14 protein-coding genes are annotated in these 15,438 nt (G+C 73.4%); 11 read left to right on the plus strand and 3 right to left on the minus strand.

Annotation, left to right across the window (positions count from 1 at the left end; all coding sequences use genetic code 11):
* Window positions 1-133 precede the first annotated feature (133 nt).
* The 6 genes from infC (at window position 134) to pheT (ending at window position 6,197) form a co-directional block, all read left to right on the plus strand.
* Window positions 134-784 carry a translation initiation factor IF-3 gene (infC, locus tag GA0070621_RS04240; RefSeq protein WP_091191753.1) on the plus strand — a complete coding sequence of 217 codons (651 nt, stop codon included), beginning with the start codon at window positions 134-136 and terminating at the stop codon, window positions 782-784.
* A gap of 19 nt (window positions 785-803) precedes the next feature.
* Window positions 804-998: a 50S ribosomal protein L35 gene (gene rpmI / locus GA0070621_RS04245; RefSeq protein WP_091191754.1), complete on the plus strand. Its 195-nt coding sequence runs from the start codon at window positions 804-806 to the stop codon at window positions 996-998.
* Window positions 999-1,030: 32 nt separating this feature from the next.
* Window positions 1,031-1,423, plus strand: a complete 393-nt coding sequence (gene rplT / locus GA0070621_RS04250) for a 50S ribosomal protein L20 (RefSeq protein WP_091117620.1) — start codon at window positions 1,031-1,033, stop codon at window positions 1,421-1,423.
* A 35-nt stretch (window positions 1,424-1,458) separates the two neighbouring features.
* Complete coding sequence (locus GA0070621_RS04255) at window positions 1,459-2,298, plus strand: TrmH family RNA methyltransferase (RefSeq protein ID WP_091191756.1); 840 nt, start codon at window positions 1,459-1,461, stop codon at window positions 2,296-2,298.
* Between the two features lie 214 nt (window positions 2,299-2,512).
* Window positions 2,513-3,607: a phenylalanine--tRNA ligase subunit alpha gene (gene pheS, locus GA0070621_RS04260; RefSeq protein WP_091191757.1), complete on the plus strand. Its 1,095-nt coding sequence runs from the start codon at window positions 2,513-2,515 to the stop codon at window positions 3,605-3,607.
* Window positions 3,608-3,647: 40 nt separating this feature from the next.
* On the plus strand, window positions 3,648-6,197 hold the full coding sequence (pheT, locus tag GA0070621_RS04265) for a phenylalanine--tRNA ligase subunit beta (protein WP_091191759.1): 2,550 nt from the start codon (window positions 3,648-3,650) through the stop codon (window positions 6,195-6,197).
* 75 nt (window positions 6,198-6,272) lie between these two features.
* Here pheT and GA0070621_RS04270 read toward each other — a convergent pair whose 3' ends face one another.
* The 3 genes from GA0070621_RS04270 to GA0070621_RS04280 are packed head-to-tail and all read right to left on the minus strand — an operon-like array spanning window position 6,273 to window position 8,322.
* On the minus strand, window positions 6,273-6,506 hold the full coding sequence (locus tag GA0070621_RS04270) for a hypothetical protein (RefSeq protein WP_091191761.1): 234 nt from the start codon (window positions 6,504-6,506) through the stop codon (window positions 6,273-6,275).
* Window positions 6,507-6,526: 20 nt separating this feature from the next.
* Complete coding sequence (locus GA0070621_RS04275; RefSeq protein ID WP_091191763.1) at window positions 6,527-7,369, minus strand: ABC transporter permease subunit; 843 nt, start codon at window positions 7,367-7,369, stop codon at window positions 6,527-6,529.
* A complete protein-coding gene (locus tag GA0070621_RS04280) occupies window positions 7,366-8,322 on the minus strand; it encodes an ABC transporter ATP-binding protein (protein WP_167666573.1) in 957 nt (318 codons plus the stop codon). Before GA0070621_RS04280 ends, GA0070621_RS04275 begins: the two co-directional genes overlap by 4 nt.
* Window positions 8,323-8,775: 453 nt before the next feature.
* On the opposite strand from GA0070621_RS04280, the gene GA0070621_RS04285 reads away from it, so the two are divergent.
* The 5 genes from GA0070621_RS04285 (at window position 8,776) to GA0070621_RS04305 (ending at window position 15,397) form a co-directional block, all read left to right on the plus strand.
* On the plus strand, window positions 8,776-10,920 hold the full coding sequence (locus GA0070621_RS04285) for a TOMM precursor leader peptide-binding protein (RefSeq protein ID WP_091191766.1): 2,145 nt from the start codon (window positions 8,776-8,778) through the stop codon (window positions 10,918-10,920).
* Between the two features lie 53 nt (window positions 10,921-10,973).
* The gene (locus GA0070621_RS04290) at window positions 10,974-11,156 is read left to right on the plus strand and encodes a hypothetical protein (protein WP_091191768.1); all 183 of its coding nucleotides are present in this window, start codon (window positions 10,974-10,976) and stop codon (window positions 11,154-11,156) included.
* Between the two features lie 369 nt (window positions 11,157-11,525).
* Window positions 11,526-11,711: a thiazolylpeptide-type bacteriocin gene (locus GA0070621_RS04295; RefSeq protein WP_091191769.1), complete on the plus strand. Its 186-nt coding sequence runs from the start codon at window positions 11,526-11,528 to the stop codon at window positions 11,709-11,711.
* A gap of 97 nt (window positions 11,712-11,808) precedes the next feature.
* Window positions 11,809-13,761 carry a TOMM precursor leader peptide-binding protein gene (locus GA0070621_RS04300; RefSeq protein WP_091191771.1) on the plus strand — a complete coding sequence of 651 codons (1,953 nt, stop codon included), beginning with the start codon at window positions 11,809-11,811 and terminating at the stop codon, window positions 13,759-13,761.
* A gap of 10 nt (window positions 13,762-13,771) precedes the next feature.
* The gene (locus GA0070621_RS04305) at window positions 13,772-15,397 is read left to right on the plus strand and encodes a nitroreductase family protein (protein WP_091191773.1); all 1,626 of its coding nucleotides are present in this window, start codon (window positions 13,772-13,774) and stop codon (window positions 15,395-15,397) included.
* The last annotated feature ends 41 nt before the right edge of the window (window positions 15,398-15,438 follow it).

Here is a 15,438-nt window from a genome sequence, read left to right on the forward strand (position 1 = left end):
TGCCGACCGGTCGAGCGGGCCCTGGCATGTGCCGGGGCCTTCTGCTTTCCGGGTCGGCTCCCGCCCGGGAGCCCGCGGAGTCGGCACCGTAGGAGACTCGACTCGAGGAGGCCCCATCAGCGTCGAACCACGCGTGAACGAGCAGATCCGGGCACGTGAGGTCCGACTGGTCGGCCCTGAAGGTGAGCAGGTGGGCATCGTCCCGCTGGAGCGCGCCCTTCAGCTGGCCGCGGACGTCGACCTGGACCTGGTCGAGGTTGCGCCGATGGCGCGCCCGCCGGTGTGCAAGCTCATGGACTTCGGCAAGTTCAAGTACGAGAGCGCACTGAAGGCGCGCGAAGCGCGGCGTAACCAGCAGCAGACCGTCATCAAGGAGATGAAGCTCCGGCCGAAGATCGACCCGCACGACTACGAGACCAAGAAGGGTCACGTGGTGCGGTTCCTCAAGGCCGGCGACAAGGTCAAGGTGACGATCATGTTCCGCGGTCGCGAGCAGAGCCGCCCGGAGCTGGGTTACCGGCTCCTGCGCCGGCTCGAGTCCGAGATCACGGACCTGGGATACGTCGAGGCCGCTCCGAAGCAGGACGGTCGAAACATGATCATGGTTCTCGCTCCGCACCGGGCCGTCAAGGCCTCCGCGGTCGCCGCCACGGCGTCCCGCGGTGGGCCCCGGGAACGGGCGGCGGAGGAGGCCGGTGCTCCGGTGGCCGGCGAGACTCCGGAGGCTGGCGGGACCGCAGCAGCCGGCGAGACCGGCCCGACCGCTGACACCAGCGGCCAGTAACAGGGAGAAGACGTTCCACATGCCGAAGATGAAGAGCCACACGGGTATGGGCAAGCGGGTCAAGGTGACCGGCAAGGGCAAGATCGTTGCCCAGCAGGCCGGCATGCGGCACAACCTGGAGAAGAAGGCCTCCACCCGCACCCGTCGGCTGACCGGCACCGTTGAGGTGGCCAAGGCCGACGTCAAGCGAATCAAGAAGCTGCTCGGCCGCTGACGCGCGCCACCTGAACCGAAGAAGGAGTTGAGATGGCACGCGTCAAGCGGGCTGTTAACGCCCAGAAGAAGCGTCGTACCCTGCTGGAGACCGCGAGCGGCTACCGCGGTCAGCGCTCCCGCCTCTACCGCAAGGCCAAGGAGCAGGTGCTGCACTCGATGCAGTACGCCTACCGGGACCGTCGCGACCGCAAGGGCGACTTCCGGCAGCTCTGGATCCAGCGGATCAACGCCGGCGCCCGGGCCAACGGCCTGACCTACAACCGGCTGATCCAGGGCCTGCGCCTGGCCGGCATCGAGGTCGACCGGAAGATCCTGGCCGACATGGCGGTCAACGACGCCGCGTCGTTCGCCGCGATCGTCGAGCTGGCCCGCGCCGCCGTGGCGGCCGAGGGCACCGGTGGCGCCGCGGCCCAGGCCGCCTGATCCACCCGTATCAGCAGCAGATCGAGGCGTCTCCCATGCCGTCACCATCGCGCGGGAGGCGCCTCGACGCTGTCTCCGGCCCGTTCACCCCGCGTACCCCGAGGGTCGTCGCGGCCCGCCGGCTGCACCGCCGCCGCGACCGCGACACCACCGGCCGGTTCCTGGCCGAGGGGCCGCAGGCGGTCCGCGAGGCGCTGGCCGGCGCCGGCACCGTCGTCGAGCTCTTCGGCACGCCGGCCGCCCTGGACCGGTACGCCGACCTGGCCGCCGGGGCCGCCCGGGCGGACGTGCCGGTCTCCGAGGTCACCGACGAGGCCCTCGCCGCGCTCACCGAGACCGTCGCCCCGCAGGGCCTGGTCGCCGTCTGCCGGCACCTCGACGTGCCCCTGGAGACCGCCCTGGCGCGCGGGCCGCGGCTGGTCGCGGTGCTCGCCGAGATCCGCGACCCGGGCAACGCCGGCACCGTGCTGCGCACCGCCGACGCCGCCGGCGCGGGCGCGGTGGTCTTCGCCGGCGACGCGGTCGACCCGTACAACGGCAAGTGCGTACGGGCCTCCGCCGGCAGCCTCTTCCACGTGGACGTGGTCCGCGCCGCCGACCCGGTCGCGGCCGTCGAGGCGCTGCGCACCGCTGGGCTCACCGTCTTCGCCACCACCGGGTACGGCGACAGCGACCTCGACGACCTCGCCGACGCCGGCCGGCTGGCCACCCCCACCGCCTGGCTCTTCGGCTCGGAGGCGCACGGCCTGCCCGAGGCGCTGACCGAGGTGGCCGACGCCCGGGTCCGGGTGCCGCTGCACGGGCGTGCCGAGAGCCTCAACCTGGCTGCGGCGGCGGCCGTCTGCCTGTACGCTTCAGCGAGAGCACTGCGCTGACCTCCGTCACGCGCACACACAGCAGGGGGAGTCGTCCACGTGATGACCGCGCCACGGCGTTCGTTTAGCCAGCCCGCCGGTGTCGGCGGGCGGCGGGCCTGACCCTTCCCCCTGCGTTCCTCCCCACCGGCGGGCTGCGGCGAAGCCGCGCGTCCGTAGACTCGCCTAGCCGCCCGCGAGGGCCGGCGCCGCCGTGAGGGAGTGCCCGTACGCCATGAGCTACCGCAACGATCCGTACGACCCGAAGCAGGTCGCCCTGCTCGACCCGGACGCCCTGGCCGGGGCCGTGGCCGACGCCGAGAAGGCGTTCGCCACCGCCGCCGACCCGGACGCGCTGACCGCGCTGCGCCCCGCGCACCTCGGTGACCGGGCCCCGGTCTCGCTGGCCCGCCGGGAGATCGGCGCGCTGCCGCCGGCCGCCAAGTCCGACGCCGGCAAGCGGGTCAACGAGGCCCGCCGCGCCATCGAGACCGCGTACGCCGCCCGCCAGGAGATCCTGGAGCGGGAGCAGGCCGAGCGGGTGCTGGTCGAGGAGCGGGTCGACGTGACCCTGCCGTACGACCGCCGGCCGCGCGGTGCCCGCCACCCGATCAGCACCGTGATGGAGCAGATCAGCGACCTGTTCATCGGGATGGGCTACGAGATCGCCGAGGGTCCCGAGGTCGAGCTGGAGTGGACCAACTTCGACGCGTTGAACATCCCCGCCGACCATCCGGCGCGTGGCCTGATGGACACCTTCCACATCGCACCTGCCGACGGGTCCGCCGCGGCTTCCGGCGGTTCGGCGGGCTCGGGCCTTGTTCTCCGCACCCACACCTCGCCGGTGCAGGCGCGCACCATGCTCACCCGCAAGCCGCCGATCTATGTGGTCGTGCCCGGCCGGGTCTACCGCACCGACGAACTGGACGCCACCCACGCGCCGGTCTTCCACCAGGTCGAGGGCCTGGTGGTGGACAAGGGCATCACCATGGCGCACCTGCGTGGCACGCTGGACCACTTCGCCCGCGCCATGTTCGGCGAGGGGGCGAAGACCCGGTTCCGGCCGCACTACTTCCCGTTCACCGAGCCGTCGGCCGAGTTCGACGTCTGGTTCCCGGAGCACCGGGACGGGCCGCGGTGGGTCGAGTGGGGCGGCTGCGGCATGGTCAACCCGCGGGTGCTGCGCGCCTGCGGCATCGACCCGGAGGTCTACTCCGGATTCGCGTTCGGCATGGGCATCGACCGGACCGTGATGTTCCGGCACGGGGTCAGCGACATGCGGGACATGGCCGAGGGCGACGTGCGGTTCACCCGCGCGTTCGGGGTCTGACGGTGCGGGCACGAGTTACGGAGACGGTGGTTTAACAGTCATGCGAGTTTCTGTCAGTTGGCTGCGGGAGTACGTCGATCTCCCCACCGACCTGCCCGCCGGCGACCTGGAGCAGGCGCTGGTCGACCTCGGCATCGAGGTGGAGTCCATGGAGGACCTGCGGGAGTCGGTCACCGGCCCGCTGGTGGTCGGCGAGGTGCTGGAGATCGAGGAGCTGACCGGCTTCAAGAAGCCCATCCGGTTCTGCCGGGTCGACGTCGGCGCCGCCAACGGCACCGGCGAGCCGCAGGAGATCGTCTGCGGGGCGCGCAACTTCGCCCCGGGCGACCGGGTGGTGGTGATCCTCCCCGGCGGCGTGCTGCCCGGCAACTTCGCCATCGGCGCGCGCAAGACGTACGGGCGCAACTCCAACGGCATGATCTGCTCCGCGAAGGAGCTGGGCCTGGGCGACGACCACTCGGGCATCATCGTGCTGCCCGAGGACACCCCGGCCAAGCCCGGCGACGACGCCCGCCCGGTGGTCGGCCTCGACGACGTGGTGGTCGACGTGGAGATCACCCCCGACCGGGGGTACGCGCTGAGCGTGCGCGGCATCGCCCGCGAGCTGTCGCACGCCCTCGGCGTGCCGTTCCACGACCCGGCCGCCGGGGAGGCCCCGGGCGCCACCGCCGAGCCGGCGTACCCGGTCGAGGTGCGGGACACCGTCGGCTGCGACCGGTTCGCCGCCCGGATGGTCCGCGGGGTCGACCCGACCGCGCAGACGCCCGGCTGGATGTCCCAGCGGCTCACCGTCGCCGGCATCCGCAGCATCTCGCTGCCGGTCGACATCACCAACTACCTGATGCTGGAACTCGGCCAGCCGATGCACGCGTTCGACGCCGACCGGATCGTCGGGCCGCTGGTGGTCCGCCGCGCCGAGCCGGGGGAGCGGCTGACCACCCTGGACGGCGCGACCCGCACCCTGGTCGCCGAGGACATGGTGATCTGTGACGACACCGGGCCGATCTCGCTCGCGGCGGTGATGGGCGGCGAGACCAGCGAGGTCGTCGCGTCCACCACGAACGTGCTCTTCGAGGCGGCGCACTGGGACCCGGCGATGGTGGGCCGCACCGCCCGCCGGCACAAGCTGTTCAGCGAGGCGGCCAAGCGCTGGGAGCGGGGCGTCGACCCGGCCCTGCCCCTGGTCGCGCTGGAGAAGGCGGTCCGGCTGCTCACCGAGCACGGCGGCGGCGTCGGCGGGGCGGAGATCCTCGACCTCGACCACGTCCGGCCGCGTACCCCGGTCACGCTGCCGGCGGACCTGCCGTCGCGTCGGGTCGGGGTGGCGTACTCGCCGGAGCGGGTGGTCGAGCTGCTGGAGCAGGTCGGCTGCACGGTCACCCGGGGCACCGACCGGCTCGGCGAGGACCCGGGCGAGGTCGGGGTGGCCGCCGGCGGTCGCGCCGAGGCGCTCACGGTGACCCCGCCGAGCTGGCGGCCGGACCTCACCGACCCGGCCGACCTGGTCGAGGAGGTGGTCCGGCTCGACGGGTACGACCGGGTGCCGTCGGTGCTGCCCACCGCGCCGCCCGGCCGCGGCCTCACCTGGCAGCAGCAGCGCCGCCGGGCGGTCGCCCGGTCGCTCGCCGAGCGCGGGTACGTCGAGGTCCTCGCGCACCCGTTCGTCTCCGGCGAGCTGGCCGACCAGCTCGGCCTGCCGGCGGACGATTCGCGCCGCCCGGCGGTACGGGTGGCCAACCCGCTCTCCGAGGAGGAGCCGCTGCTGCGTACCACGCTGCTCGGCCCGCTGCTCGGCATCCTCAAGCGCAACGTCGGCCGGGGCCAGCGTGACGTGGCGATCTACGAGATCGGCGCGGTGTTCCACCCGCGTCCCGGCGCCGGCGCCCCGCCGGCCATGGGCGTGGACCGCCGGCCCACCGACGAGGAGTTCGCCGCCGCCGACGCGGTGGTGCCGGACCAGCCGCGGCACGTCGCCGTGGCGCTGGCCGGCGACATCGAGCCGGCCGGCTGGTGGGGTGCGGGCCGGGCGGCCGGCTGGGCGGACGCCGTCGAGGCGGGTCGGGACGTCCTCGCCGCCGCCGGCATCCCGGCCGACCGGGTCACCGTCCGGGCCGCCGAACGCGCCCCCTGGCATCCCGGCCGCTGCGCCGAGCTGCTGGTGGGCGGCGTCACGGTCGGCTACGCGGGCGAGCTGCACCCGGCCGTGGTGGCGACGCTGGAGCTGCCCCGCCGTACCTGCGTCATGGAGCTGAACCTGGACGCGCTGCCGGCGGCGCCGATGGTGACCGGCCCGGCCGTCTCCACCTTCCCGCCCGCGCTGATCGACGTGGCGCTGGTGGTGGACGAGTCGGTGCCGGCCGCCGAGGTGGAGCGGGCCCTCGTCGAGGGGGCCGGCGACCTGCTGGAGGACGTCCGCCTCTTCGACGTGTACGCCTCCGAGCAGCTCGGCGCGGGCCGCCGGTCGCTGGCGTACAAGTTGACGTTCCGGGCCCCGGACCGGACGCTCGCCGGCGAGGAGGCGGTGGCCGCCCGCGACGCGGCGGTGGCCGAGGCCGCCCGCCGCTTCGGCGCCACCCTGCGCGGCGCCTGAGCTGCCGCTGGTCTGATGGTCGGTGGTGGCCGGCGTGTTCGCGTCGACCACCACCGACCCCTGCCGGGGCGGCCGTCAGCGTTCCGGGTGGCGGCGGACGAAGTCCTGGTACGTCTCGTTTGCGAGTTCGATCTCGCGGAGATTCGCGGCCAACTCGGCCTTGCGGATCTCCGCCGCCGCCCGGGCGCGGGCCAGTCGCAGCTCGTGCCGCCGGTCGCGCATCCGGGCCCAGCCCCGGACGGCGGCCCAGGCGATCCAGCCGCCCGAGGCCGCGAGCCCGGTCACCACGAAGGCGAGCAGGAATCCCACTGGCAGTCCCTTCCGGTCGGTCAGCCGATGTCCCGACGCGCCGCCATCCAGGTTCCCAACCCGAACGTCAGCAGCACGTACCCCAGCAGGACGGCGGTCGGCACCAGGGCGCTGGAGGATTCGATCACCCCGGGCGTGCCCCCGTCGAACTGGGACCGCGCGCCCAGCGCCCCGGCCAGCGCGCCGGAGCTCGGGGCCAGCAGCAGTTTCTGCAGCACCGTGAGCGGGCTCAGCACGAGGGCGAGCCCGCTGATCGCGTTCTCCAGGACCAACGTCCACACCAGACCGACCGCGATCGCCGTGGCGGTGCTGCGGAACGCGATGGCCAGGAACCAGCCCAGGCCGGCGTGGGCGGCGCAGATCAGCCAGGCGGCCGCGACCGCCCGGGCGACATCGGCGGCCGACGGCCAGGCGGCGCTCCGCCCCTCGGCGAGGGCCAACGCCCAGGTCGTCGCCGCCAACAGGCCGAAGGTGACCACGACGAGCAGCAGGGCCAGGCCACAGAGGACGACGGCGTGACCGATCATCACCTGCGCCCGGCGTGGCCGCTGGGTGAACAGCAGGTTCCACGTCCCCCAGCGGTATTCGTTGCCGATGACGAGGGCGCCGAGGATCACCACGATGGCGCCGCCGAAGAGCGGGAAGAGCCCGATCCCGGTGGTCACGAGCTGATCCGGCAGGACGGTGGCCAGCAGCGACTCGGCGGCCTTTGCCTCCTTCGGGTCGCCGGCCAGCGACAGGTGCACGAGGTACGGGATGCCGATTCCGAAGGCGAGCGCGAGGATCGTCCATGTCGTGGTGACCGCCCAGACGGCGGGTCGCCTCCGGTCGGCGAACCAGGCCGCCCGTACCGACGCCATCATCGGTCGCCTCCTGTCCGGCCCGCCACTTCCGGCCGGCCGGTCCGTTCCGGAGCGGTCAACTCCAGGAACGCCTCTTCCAGCGAGTGGCGCAGCGGGCGCAGTTCCCGTACGTCGATCCCGGCCTCGACCAGCCGCCGGTTGAGTGTCGCGGCCAGCGCCGGGTCGGCGGTGACCCGTAGCCGCCCGTCGACCACGTCCACCGCGTGGACCCGGTCGTGCTCGCGCAGGCACGCCGTCGCCTTGTCCAGCGGGTCGGCGTCGATCAGCAGCACGCCCTGGCCCAGCGCCCCGCGTAGCTCGTCGGGCGAGCCGTCGGCGACCAGCCGACCGTCGTCGATGACCGCGATACGGTCGCAGATCTGCTCCACCTCGCCGAGGACGTGACTGGAGAGCAGCACGGTGCGGCCGTCGCGCCCGAGCGTGCGGAGCAGTTCGCGGATGTCGGACACCCCGGCCGGGTCGAGGCCGTTGGTCGGCTCGTCCAGGATCAGCAGGCTCGGCTCCTTCAGCAGGGCGGCGGCCATGCCGAGGCGCTGCTTCATGCCCAGGGAGTACGTCCGGAACGCCGACCGGGCCCGGTCGGCCAGACCCACCTCGGCCAGCACCCGGTCGACGGCCTGGTCGGCCGCGCCGGCGTAGCGGGCGGCCAGTCGCAGGTTGTCCCGGCCGGACAGGTGCGGGTAGAAGGCGGGCGACTCGATGAGGGCACCCACCCGGGCCAACTGTCCCGGTGTGCCGGGTGGCTGACCCAGCACCCGGATCCGGCCGCTGGTCGGCCGGACGAGCCCGACGAGCATGCGCATCGTGGTGGTCTTGCCGGCGCCGTTGCGGCCCAGGAAGCCGAGCACCTCTCCCGCACGTACCCGCAGGTCAAGGCCGTCGACGGCGGTGACGCCGCCGGGATAACGCTTGGTTACCTGATGGACTTCAATGGCAAAACGGTCATTCGTCAATGTGGCGCCGCCATCGTACGCCGTCGCGGCGAGGTCCCGTCGATCGGATTCTTTTCGCATTCATCCCGCAGTCCTTCGAATTCCCGGCCGTAACGCTCCGTTAATTGCACGTCGCTAATTAACTGTTGGTTAACGCAGTGTGGTGGCGACGACAGGGCTGACGCTGCGTAGCGTCATCGTCGCCCGCCATCGACGGCAGTGCCCCCTCTGTGGCCAGAAAAGGGTCACTGACCTGCGCTGGCAGCGGGCGACGCCCACAGACTAGCGGAGGTTGATCGTCTCGGGAAGCCTGGGGCGGCGCGGCGCCGTGGTTCCTGTCTTAGCCCCAGCTCAACACCTGTTAATTCACTGTCGCCACTCTCCCGTACGAAACATTTTGTTGACGAAATACTTGATCATGGGCAGCATGAAGGCACTTTGGATACCGCCTCTGTCATTGGCATAGGAGCCCAGATGACCCAGCTGCCGGACGGCGTAGTGAGCATGGAAACACGTCCCAAGCTCCGGCACGACGTGGTGTTCCTGGATGCTCCGGCCGGCGCCTACCTGCGTGGCCCGGACAGCGCGTTCCTGATCAAGGGCCGGTCGGCCTTCCGCTGGCTGACGTCGCTGAGCCCCTACCTGACCGGGGAACACACGCTCGCGCAGCTCACCGCCACCCTCGAACCAGGGCAGCGGGAGACCGTACTGACCCTGATCCGCGCGCTGCTCGCCCGTGGCTTCGCCAAGGACGCGGGAGCCCGCAGCGAGCTGCCGGAGCCCGTGGCCCGCCGGTTCGCCACCCAGATCGAGTTCATCGACCACTTCGCCGACGACCCCACCGGCCGGTTCCACCGCTTCCACCGCGCCCGGGTGGCGCTGGGCGGCGCGGGCCCGGTCCTGCTCGCGGCGGCCAGCGGCCTGCTCCGTAACGGGTGCGTACGACTGGACCTGTACCCGGACGACGACCCGGCGGCGTACGCGGAGGCCCTGCGGCCCGAGCTGGCGGAGCTGCGCGCCGACGGGTTGCCGGCCGAGGTCGGGTTCCACGCCGGGACGCCGGACCTCGGCGAGGTGGACGCCGTGGTGTGGTGCGTCGGGCCGGCGCGGCTGGCCCGGCTGGCGGAGCTGGCCCGCGCCTGTCACCGCGACGGACCGCTGCTCGTTCCGGTTTTCTGGGACGACGACCGGGCGGTGGTCGGCCCGGTCGTCGCGCCGGGGCAGACCCCCTGCTGGCACTGCGCCCAGCTGCGGCTGACCGCCGGCGCCGACCCGGCGGTCGCCGCGGAGTTCTGGCGGCAGCTCGCCCTCGGTGGCGACGAGGCCGCGGCGGTGGCGCTGCCCGAGGTGACCGGACGGATGCTCGGCAACGCCGCCGCCTTCGAGCTGTTCCGGGCGCTCACCGGCGCGCTCGCCCCGGACACGGCCGGCGGGGTGCTGCTGCTCGACGCGTCCACCCTGGAGTCCGACCGGGAGCGGGTGCTGCCCCACCCGCTCTGCCCGGTCTGCCGCGACGTGAAGGTGCCGGGGCCGGGGCCGGCGGCCGGTTCGGACGAGGACACCTACCAGCGGGCCGAGGTGCTGGTGTCGCCGAACGCCGGCGTCTTCACCCGGTTCGTCGACGACCCGCTGGAGCAGGCGCCCCTGAAGACGGCCCGGTTGCGGATGCCCGGCCGGCGAGGCCCGCGCGAGGTGACCGCCTTCGACGTACACACCGTGATGAGTGCCCGGCTGGCCGCCTACCAGGTGGCGGTACGCGACCACGCCGCCCGGTACGCCGACCCGGCCATGGCGGTGACGGCCTCGGCCGCCGAGCTGCGCGACCGTGGCGAACATCCGGTGCCGTGGACGGCACTGGCCACGGCGACCGGTGCGCCGCCCGACGACCCCCGGCGGCGGATCCGGTGGCTGCCGGCCGTCGTGCTGGGGCGGGCGGGGACCGTGTGGGTGCCGGCCGCCCTGGCGCTGCCCACCTCCGCGTTCAACGCCGACGGCTGGGCCGAGCCGACGGTGGCCGGAGCGGTCGCCGCGGGGTCCCTCGACGGCGTCATCGACCAGGGGCTGGCAGACGCGCTGGCGTACCACGCGCTGACGGCCGCGCTGCGTGGCCGGGGCGGCCTGGGCGTGGTACGCGAGGAGGACCTGGTCGCCGACGACGACACGGCGTTCGTGGTCAAGACGGCGCACCGGTTGGGCCGCCAGCTGTCGGTCTTCGCGCTGGCCGCGGCCGGCCCGGCGCACGCCGTGCTCGCCGTCGCCGAGCCGCCCGGCGGCGGCGACCGGGACTGGGCGCTGGCCGGCGGGTTCGATCCGGCCGCGACCCGGCTCGCCGCGGCGCGCGACGCGGTCGGACGGGTCCAGGTGCGGCACTTCGAGGGGACGGCGGCCGACCTGGGCGACCCGGTGCTGCGGGACCTCGACCCGGCGACGCTCACCGCCGGCGCCACCGTCGGTGCTCCCACGGCCACGGCCACCGATCGGGCGGCCGTGCTGTCCGCGCTGGACTCGCGCGGGATGAGCGCCCTGTTGGTCGAGACGACCACCCGGGACATCGGGGCCAGCGGAGCTTTCCGCAGCGGTGTGGTGCTGCTGCGGCATGACGACCGCGCGGCCGACTGAGCCGCCACATCAGTGGTCCGGACGAGGCACGCACCGCGAAAGGAGGTGGAAACATGCCGATCACCCTGAACGACGAGCTCCGCGAGCTGGAGACCGAGACCTTCGAGATCGAGGAGGTCGAGGACGGCGCCGAGGCGCTCGCCGCGACCAGCTCCAGCTGCTCGTGCTCCAGCTGCTGCAGCTGTAGCACGTCGAGCTGCTGCAGCTGCAGCACCAGCACCTCCAGCTGCGGCTGACGGGTGCCCGGGGTTGACTCCGACGCCGACGACTCCCGGTCCCCGGTGGGACACCGCACGAACACGCACCATCCGCCGCCGGCCGACCCGGCGAGCAGCCCCCGCGTGCCTCCGCTGGATCCACTGTGGTGGTGCGGGCGCAGCCCCACCGACGACCGGCGCTGGTCGTGGCCCGGAGAGCGGCATGTGCCGATCCGACCCCGGACATCCGCCGTACTGCCCGACCCGGTCCACCCGCACCGCGGACCGGGACGTTCGAGGTCGCGGATCTGTCCGCCGGCCTGATCAGCCCAGCCGCGGCGTTGCCGGTCGATCCGGACGTCCGGGCGGCGCCACGGCTCCGGATCGACCGAGAGGAGGTGGAAAGAAATGCCGGAACTGACTGAGGAACTCCGCGCTCTGGAGACGGAGACGTTCGAGATCGAGGACGTCGACGCCGTCGACGAGATGGTCATGGCCTGGTCCAGCTCCAGCTGCTCCTGCTCCAGCTGCTGCAGCTGCAGCACGTCGAGCTGCTGCAGCACCAGCACCAGCACCGGATGCGGCGGCGGGTGACCGACCCACTGCCACCGTCCCCGCCGGCGGGCCACGTCGGCGGGGCGCCGGTCCCCACCCACCAGCACCGCAAGCAGCGACCCAGACAGGTGAACGCATGATCGTCGACGTCCGGACCACCTCCACCGGGTGGGACAGCAGCCTCAAGCAGCTTGGCGAGGCGTTCCACGAGCGGCTCCAGGACGGGGCCCGCCAGCCGGCCCGCCCCGGCGTGCTCGACGGGATCACCGTCCGGGTCGCCGCCCTCGGCCTGACCGACGGGTACGCCGACGGCGGCGACGGCCTGACCGGCACCGTGGTGCCGATCTGGTTGTACGGCGCGACCGCGCTGGTCGGACCACGCTGGGCGGACGGCGCCGCCACACCCGGCCCGTGCCCGCTCTGCGTGCAGCGGCGCTGGCAGGCCATCCGGGTACGCGACGAGCGGCACGCCCTGGAGCACGGCGCCCGGGTGGGCACCGTGGCCGGCCTGCCCCACCTGACCCCGTTCGCCGTCGGCACGCTGTGGCAGCTCCTCCTGGCCGCCGCTGGCTCGCGGACCGACCGGCCCGGTGTCGGCCGGTTGTGGCAGCTGCGCATGGACACCCTGGAGACCACGGTCGTCGAGGTGCTGGCCGACTCCGAGTGCCCGGCCTGTGCGACCCCCCGCCCGGACACCGCCGAGACCGCCGTCATCCCGCTCACCAACCGGACCAAGCCGGACCCGTCCGCGTACCGGCTGCGGTCGGCCGCGGAGCTGGACCTGCCGGTCGCCGCACTGGCGAACCCGGTCGCCGGGGCGCTGGGCGGCAACGCGTTGCGCGCGTACAACGCCACCGCCACCGCGCCGGTGACCGGGTACTTCCGGGTGCGCAGCCGCTTCGACCTGCACGAGATGTGGTGGAGCGGGCACGCCAACAGCTACGGCAGCAGCCAGACGTACGCCCTGCTGGAGGGGCTGGAACGGTATGCCGGGCAGTTTCCCCGCGCGCGCCGGACCACGGTCTTCGACAGCTACGCGAACCTGGCCCCGGACGCCCTGGACCCGGCCGGGTTGGGCTACCACCCGGCGTTCTACGACGGGCACGGGCACCACTACGCCCCCTACTCGCCCACCGAGCCGATGCACTGGGTCTGGGGTTTCTCGCTGCGGGACCGCACCCCGCGGCTGGTGCCCGAGCAGCTCGTCTACTACCTGGACCGTCGCACCGACCAGCGCAAGTTCGTCCAGGAGTGCTCCAACGGCTGCGCCAGCGGAAGCTGCCCCGAGGAGGCGCTGCTGCACGGCATGCTCGAACTGGTCGAGCGGGACGCCTTCCTGCTCGCCTGGTACGGCTCGGCCCGGCTGCCCGAGATCGACCCGGCCACCTGCCGCGACGAGCGGGTGCGGTTCATGCTCGACCGGGTGGACCTGCTCGGGTACGACATGCGTCTCTTCGACACCCGGGCGGACCTGCCGGTCCCGGTGGTCACCGCGGTCGCGGTCAAGCGCGGCGACGGGCTCGGTCAGCTCTGCTTCGCCGCCGGCGCCAGCCTCGACCCCGACGACGCGGTCCGCGCGGCGGTCTGCGAGACCGCCTCCTACGTCCCCGGCTTCGACGAGCGGGTCGCCGCCAGCGAGCCGGCGTTGCGCGAGATGACCCGGGACTACACCAGGGTCACCGAGTTGAGCCACCACGCCCTGCTGTACGGGCTGCCGGAGATGACGCGCCATGCCCAGTTCCTCTTCGACGACCCGCCGCTGCGGTCGATGGACGAGTTGTACGGCGACTGGCTGGCGGCCCGACCGACCCACGACGACCTGCGCGCCGACACCGAATACCTGTGCGGCCTGATCGCCGCGCTCGGCGGCGACGTGCTGGCGGTCGACCAGACCTGCCCGGAGCAGGAGGTCGCCGGTGTGCACACGATGGCGGTGGTGGCCCCCGCCCTGGTGCCGATCGACTTCGGCTGGCAGCGGCAACGGGTGCTCTGGAGCGAACGGCTGGAGCGGCACCTGGCCCGGGGCACGCGCGGCCCCGACCGGCTCGGTGCCACCGGCCGCAACCCCCACCCGCACCCCTTCCCCTAGGAGCAGCCAGATGCAGCAGGAGGCCCTCGAGGTCGTCCGGGAGTACACCGAGGCGGTGTTCCGCCGGGCCCGGATCCCGATGGAACCGCTCAACTACGAGGTGGACTGGGCCGACCAGCCCTCCCGCCACACGAGCTATCCCGGCGCCCTCCGGCTGCCGCTGCCGGTGGAGCTGCCCGACCTGCCCACCCTGCGTGACCTGTTCACCGGGGAACACCTGCCGGTGTCGGCCGGCTGGTCGCTGCCCCGGCTGGCGGCCCTGCTGCGCCTGTCGTACGGGGTGCTCGACCGGCGGCTGGCGGCGAACTGGAACCAGGACCTGGCCAAGCGGGCGCACTTCGAGCACGCCGTCTGGGGCCGGGGCACCGCCTCCGGCGGCGGCATGTACCCGGTGGAGGTCTTCCTGGTCGCCGGGGCGTCCGGCCCGTTGCTGCCCGGCGTCTACCACTACGGCAGCGGCCAGCACGTGCTGGAACGGCTGCTGGTCGGCGACGTCAGCGGCACCGTACGCGCCGCGGTCGGCGACGGCGCGGGTGCCGCGGACAGCTTCCTGGTGGCGAGCATCCGGTTCTGGAAGAACTCCTTCAAGTACAACAGCTTCTGCTACCACGTGGTCACCCAGGACCTCGGCGCGCTGCTGGGCTCGTGGGACCTGCTGGCTCGCGCGCTCGGGGCGCCCCTGCCCCGGTTGCTCGGCTTCGATCCCGCGCCGATCGATCGACTGCTCGGCTTCGACAGCGACCGGGAGAGCGCCTTCGCCGTCGTACCGCTGGAGTGGGTCGGGGGCGACGGCGGGCGGGTGAGCGCCACCGGGCCGGTCGACGCGGCGCCGCCGGCCGCGGACGTCCGGGTCGGCCAGCCGGCCTTCGAGCGGTCCCGCCGGCTGCGGGAGTTCCCGGCGGTGATCGCGGTGCACCGGGCGGCGGCGGCCCCCACCGTCGCCGTCCCGGACGCGGCGTACCGGGTCGCGCCCGGGGACCTGCCCGGCGAGCCGGTCGCCCTGCCGGCACCCGATACGCAGCGGCTGGAGCACCCGCTGTCGACGGTGCTGGCGACCCGGTCCAGCAGCTTCGGCCGGTTCCGCCGACCACCCGAGCTGACCGCCGCCGAACTCGGCACCACCCTCGCCTTCGCCGCCGCCGGTCGGCACCACCCGGTGGACGTCGGGTTGCCGGCGGACGCGCCGGCCCTGACCCGCCTGTGGGTCTTCGCGAACCACGTCGACGGCCTCGCCACCGGCAGCTACGCCTACTGCGCCCGGCGTCACGCGCTGCTGCCCGCCGCGCCCGAACCCGACGGCGGGATGTCCGCCTTCCTGCAACAGCAGTACTTCCTCACCAACTACACGATGGGGCAGGTCGGCGCGGTGCTGGCCATCTCCGGTCGCCTGGACGCCGTGCTCGACACCTTCGGCCCGCGTGGTTACCGCGTCCTCAACGCCGAGATCGGTGCCGTGGCGCAGCGCGCGTACTGCGCCGCGACCGCCCAGCGCGTCGGCTGCGGCGCGGTGCTGGGCTTCGACAACGTCTCCATGGACGACGCCCTCGGCCTGACCGGGAGCGACGAACGAACCGTGCTGTTCCTGCTGCTCGGGCGGCACCCGGACGGCACCGCCGACCTGGCGTACCGGCTGTGACCGCCCCGATCCGCACCGACGCGCCGAAGAAGGAGAGACCC

The organism is Micromonospora narathiwatensis, assembly GCF_900089605.1.
GTDB lineage: Bacteria > Actinomycetota > Actinomycetes > Mycobacteriales > Micromonosporaceae > Micromonospora > Micromonospora narathiwatensis.

What these genes read in the sequence shown, in the direction of transcription:
- rpmI (WP_091191754.1), top strand. Translation starts at nt 804, where the DNA reads ATGCCGAAGATGAAGAGCCACACGGGTATGGGCAAGCGGGTCAAGGTG.
- rplT (WP_091117620.1), top strand. Translation starts at nt 1,031, where the DNA reads ATGGCACGCGTCAAGCGGGCTGTTAACGCCCAGAAGAAGCGTCGTACC.
- GA0070621_RS04255 (WP_091191756.1), top strand. Translation starts at nt 1,459, where the DNA reads ATGCCGTCACCATCGCGCGGGAGGCGCCTCGACGCTGTCTCCGGCCCG.
- pheS (WP_091191757.1), top strand. Translation starts at nt 2,513, where the DNA reads ATGAGCTACCGCAACGATCCGTACGACCCGAAGCAGGTCGCCCTGCTC.
- pheT (WP_091191759.1), top strand. Translation starts at nt 3,648, where the DNA reads ATGCGAGTTTCTGTCAGTTGGCTGCGGGAGTACGTCGATCTCCCCACC.
- GA0070621_RS04275 (WP_091191763.1), bottom strand. Translation starts at nt 7,369, where the DNA reads ATGATGGCGTCGGTACGGGCGGCCTGGTTCGCCGACCGGAGGCGACCC.
- GA0070621_RS04285 (WP_091191766.1), top strand. Translation starts at nt 8,776, where the DNA reads ATGACCCAGCTGCCGGACGGCGTAGTGAGCATGGAAACACGTCCCAAG.
- GA0070621_RS04290 (WP_091191768.1), top strand. Translation starts at nt 10,974, where the DNA reads ATGCCGATCACCCTGAACGACGAGCTCCGCGAGCTGGAGACCGAGACC.
- GA0070621_RS04295 (WP_091191769.1), top strand. Translation starts at nt 11,526, where the DNA reads ATGCCGGAACTGACTGAGGAACTCCGCGCTCTGGAGACGGAGACGTTC.
- GA0070621_RS04300 (WP_091191771.1), top strand. Translation starts at nt 11,809, where the DNA reads ATGATCGTCGACGTCCGGACCACCTCCACCGGGTGGGACAGCAGCCTC.
- GA0070621_RS04305 (WP_091191773.1), top strand. Translation starts at nt 13,772, where the DNA reads ATGCAGCAGGAGGCCCTCGAGGTCGTCCGGGAGTACACCGAGGCGGTG.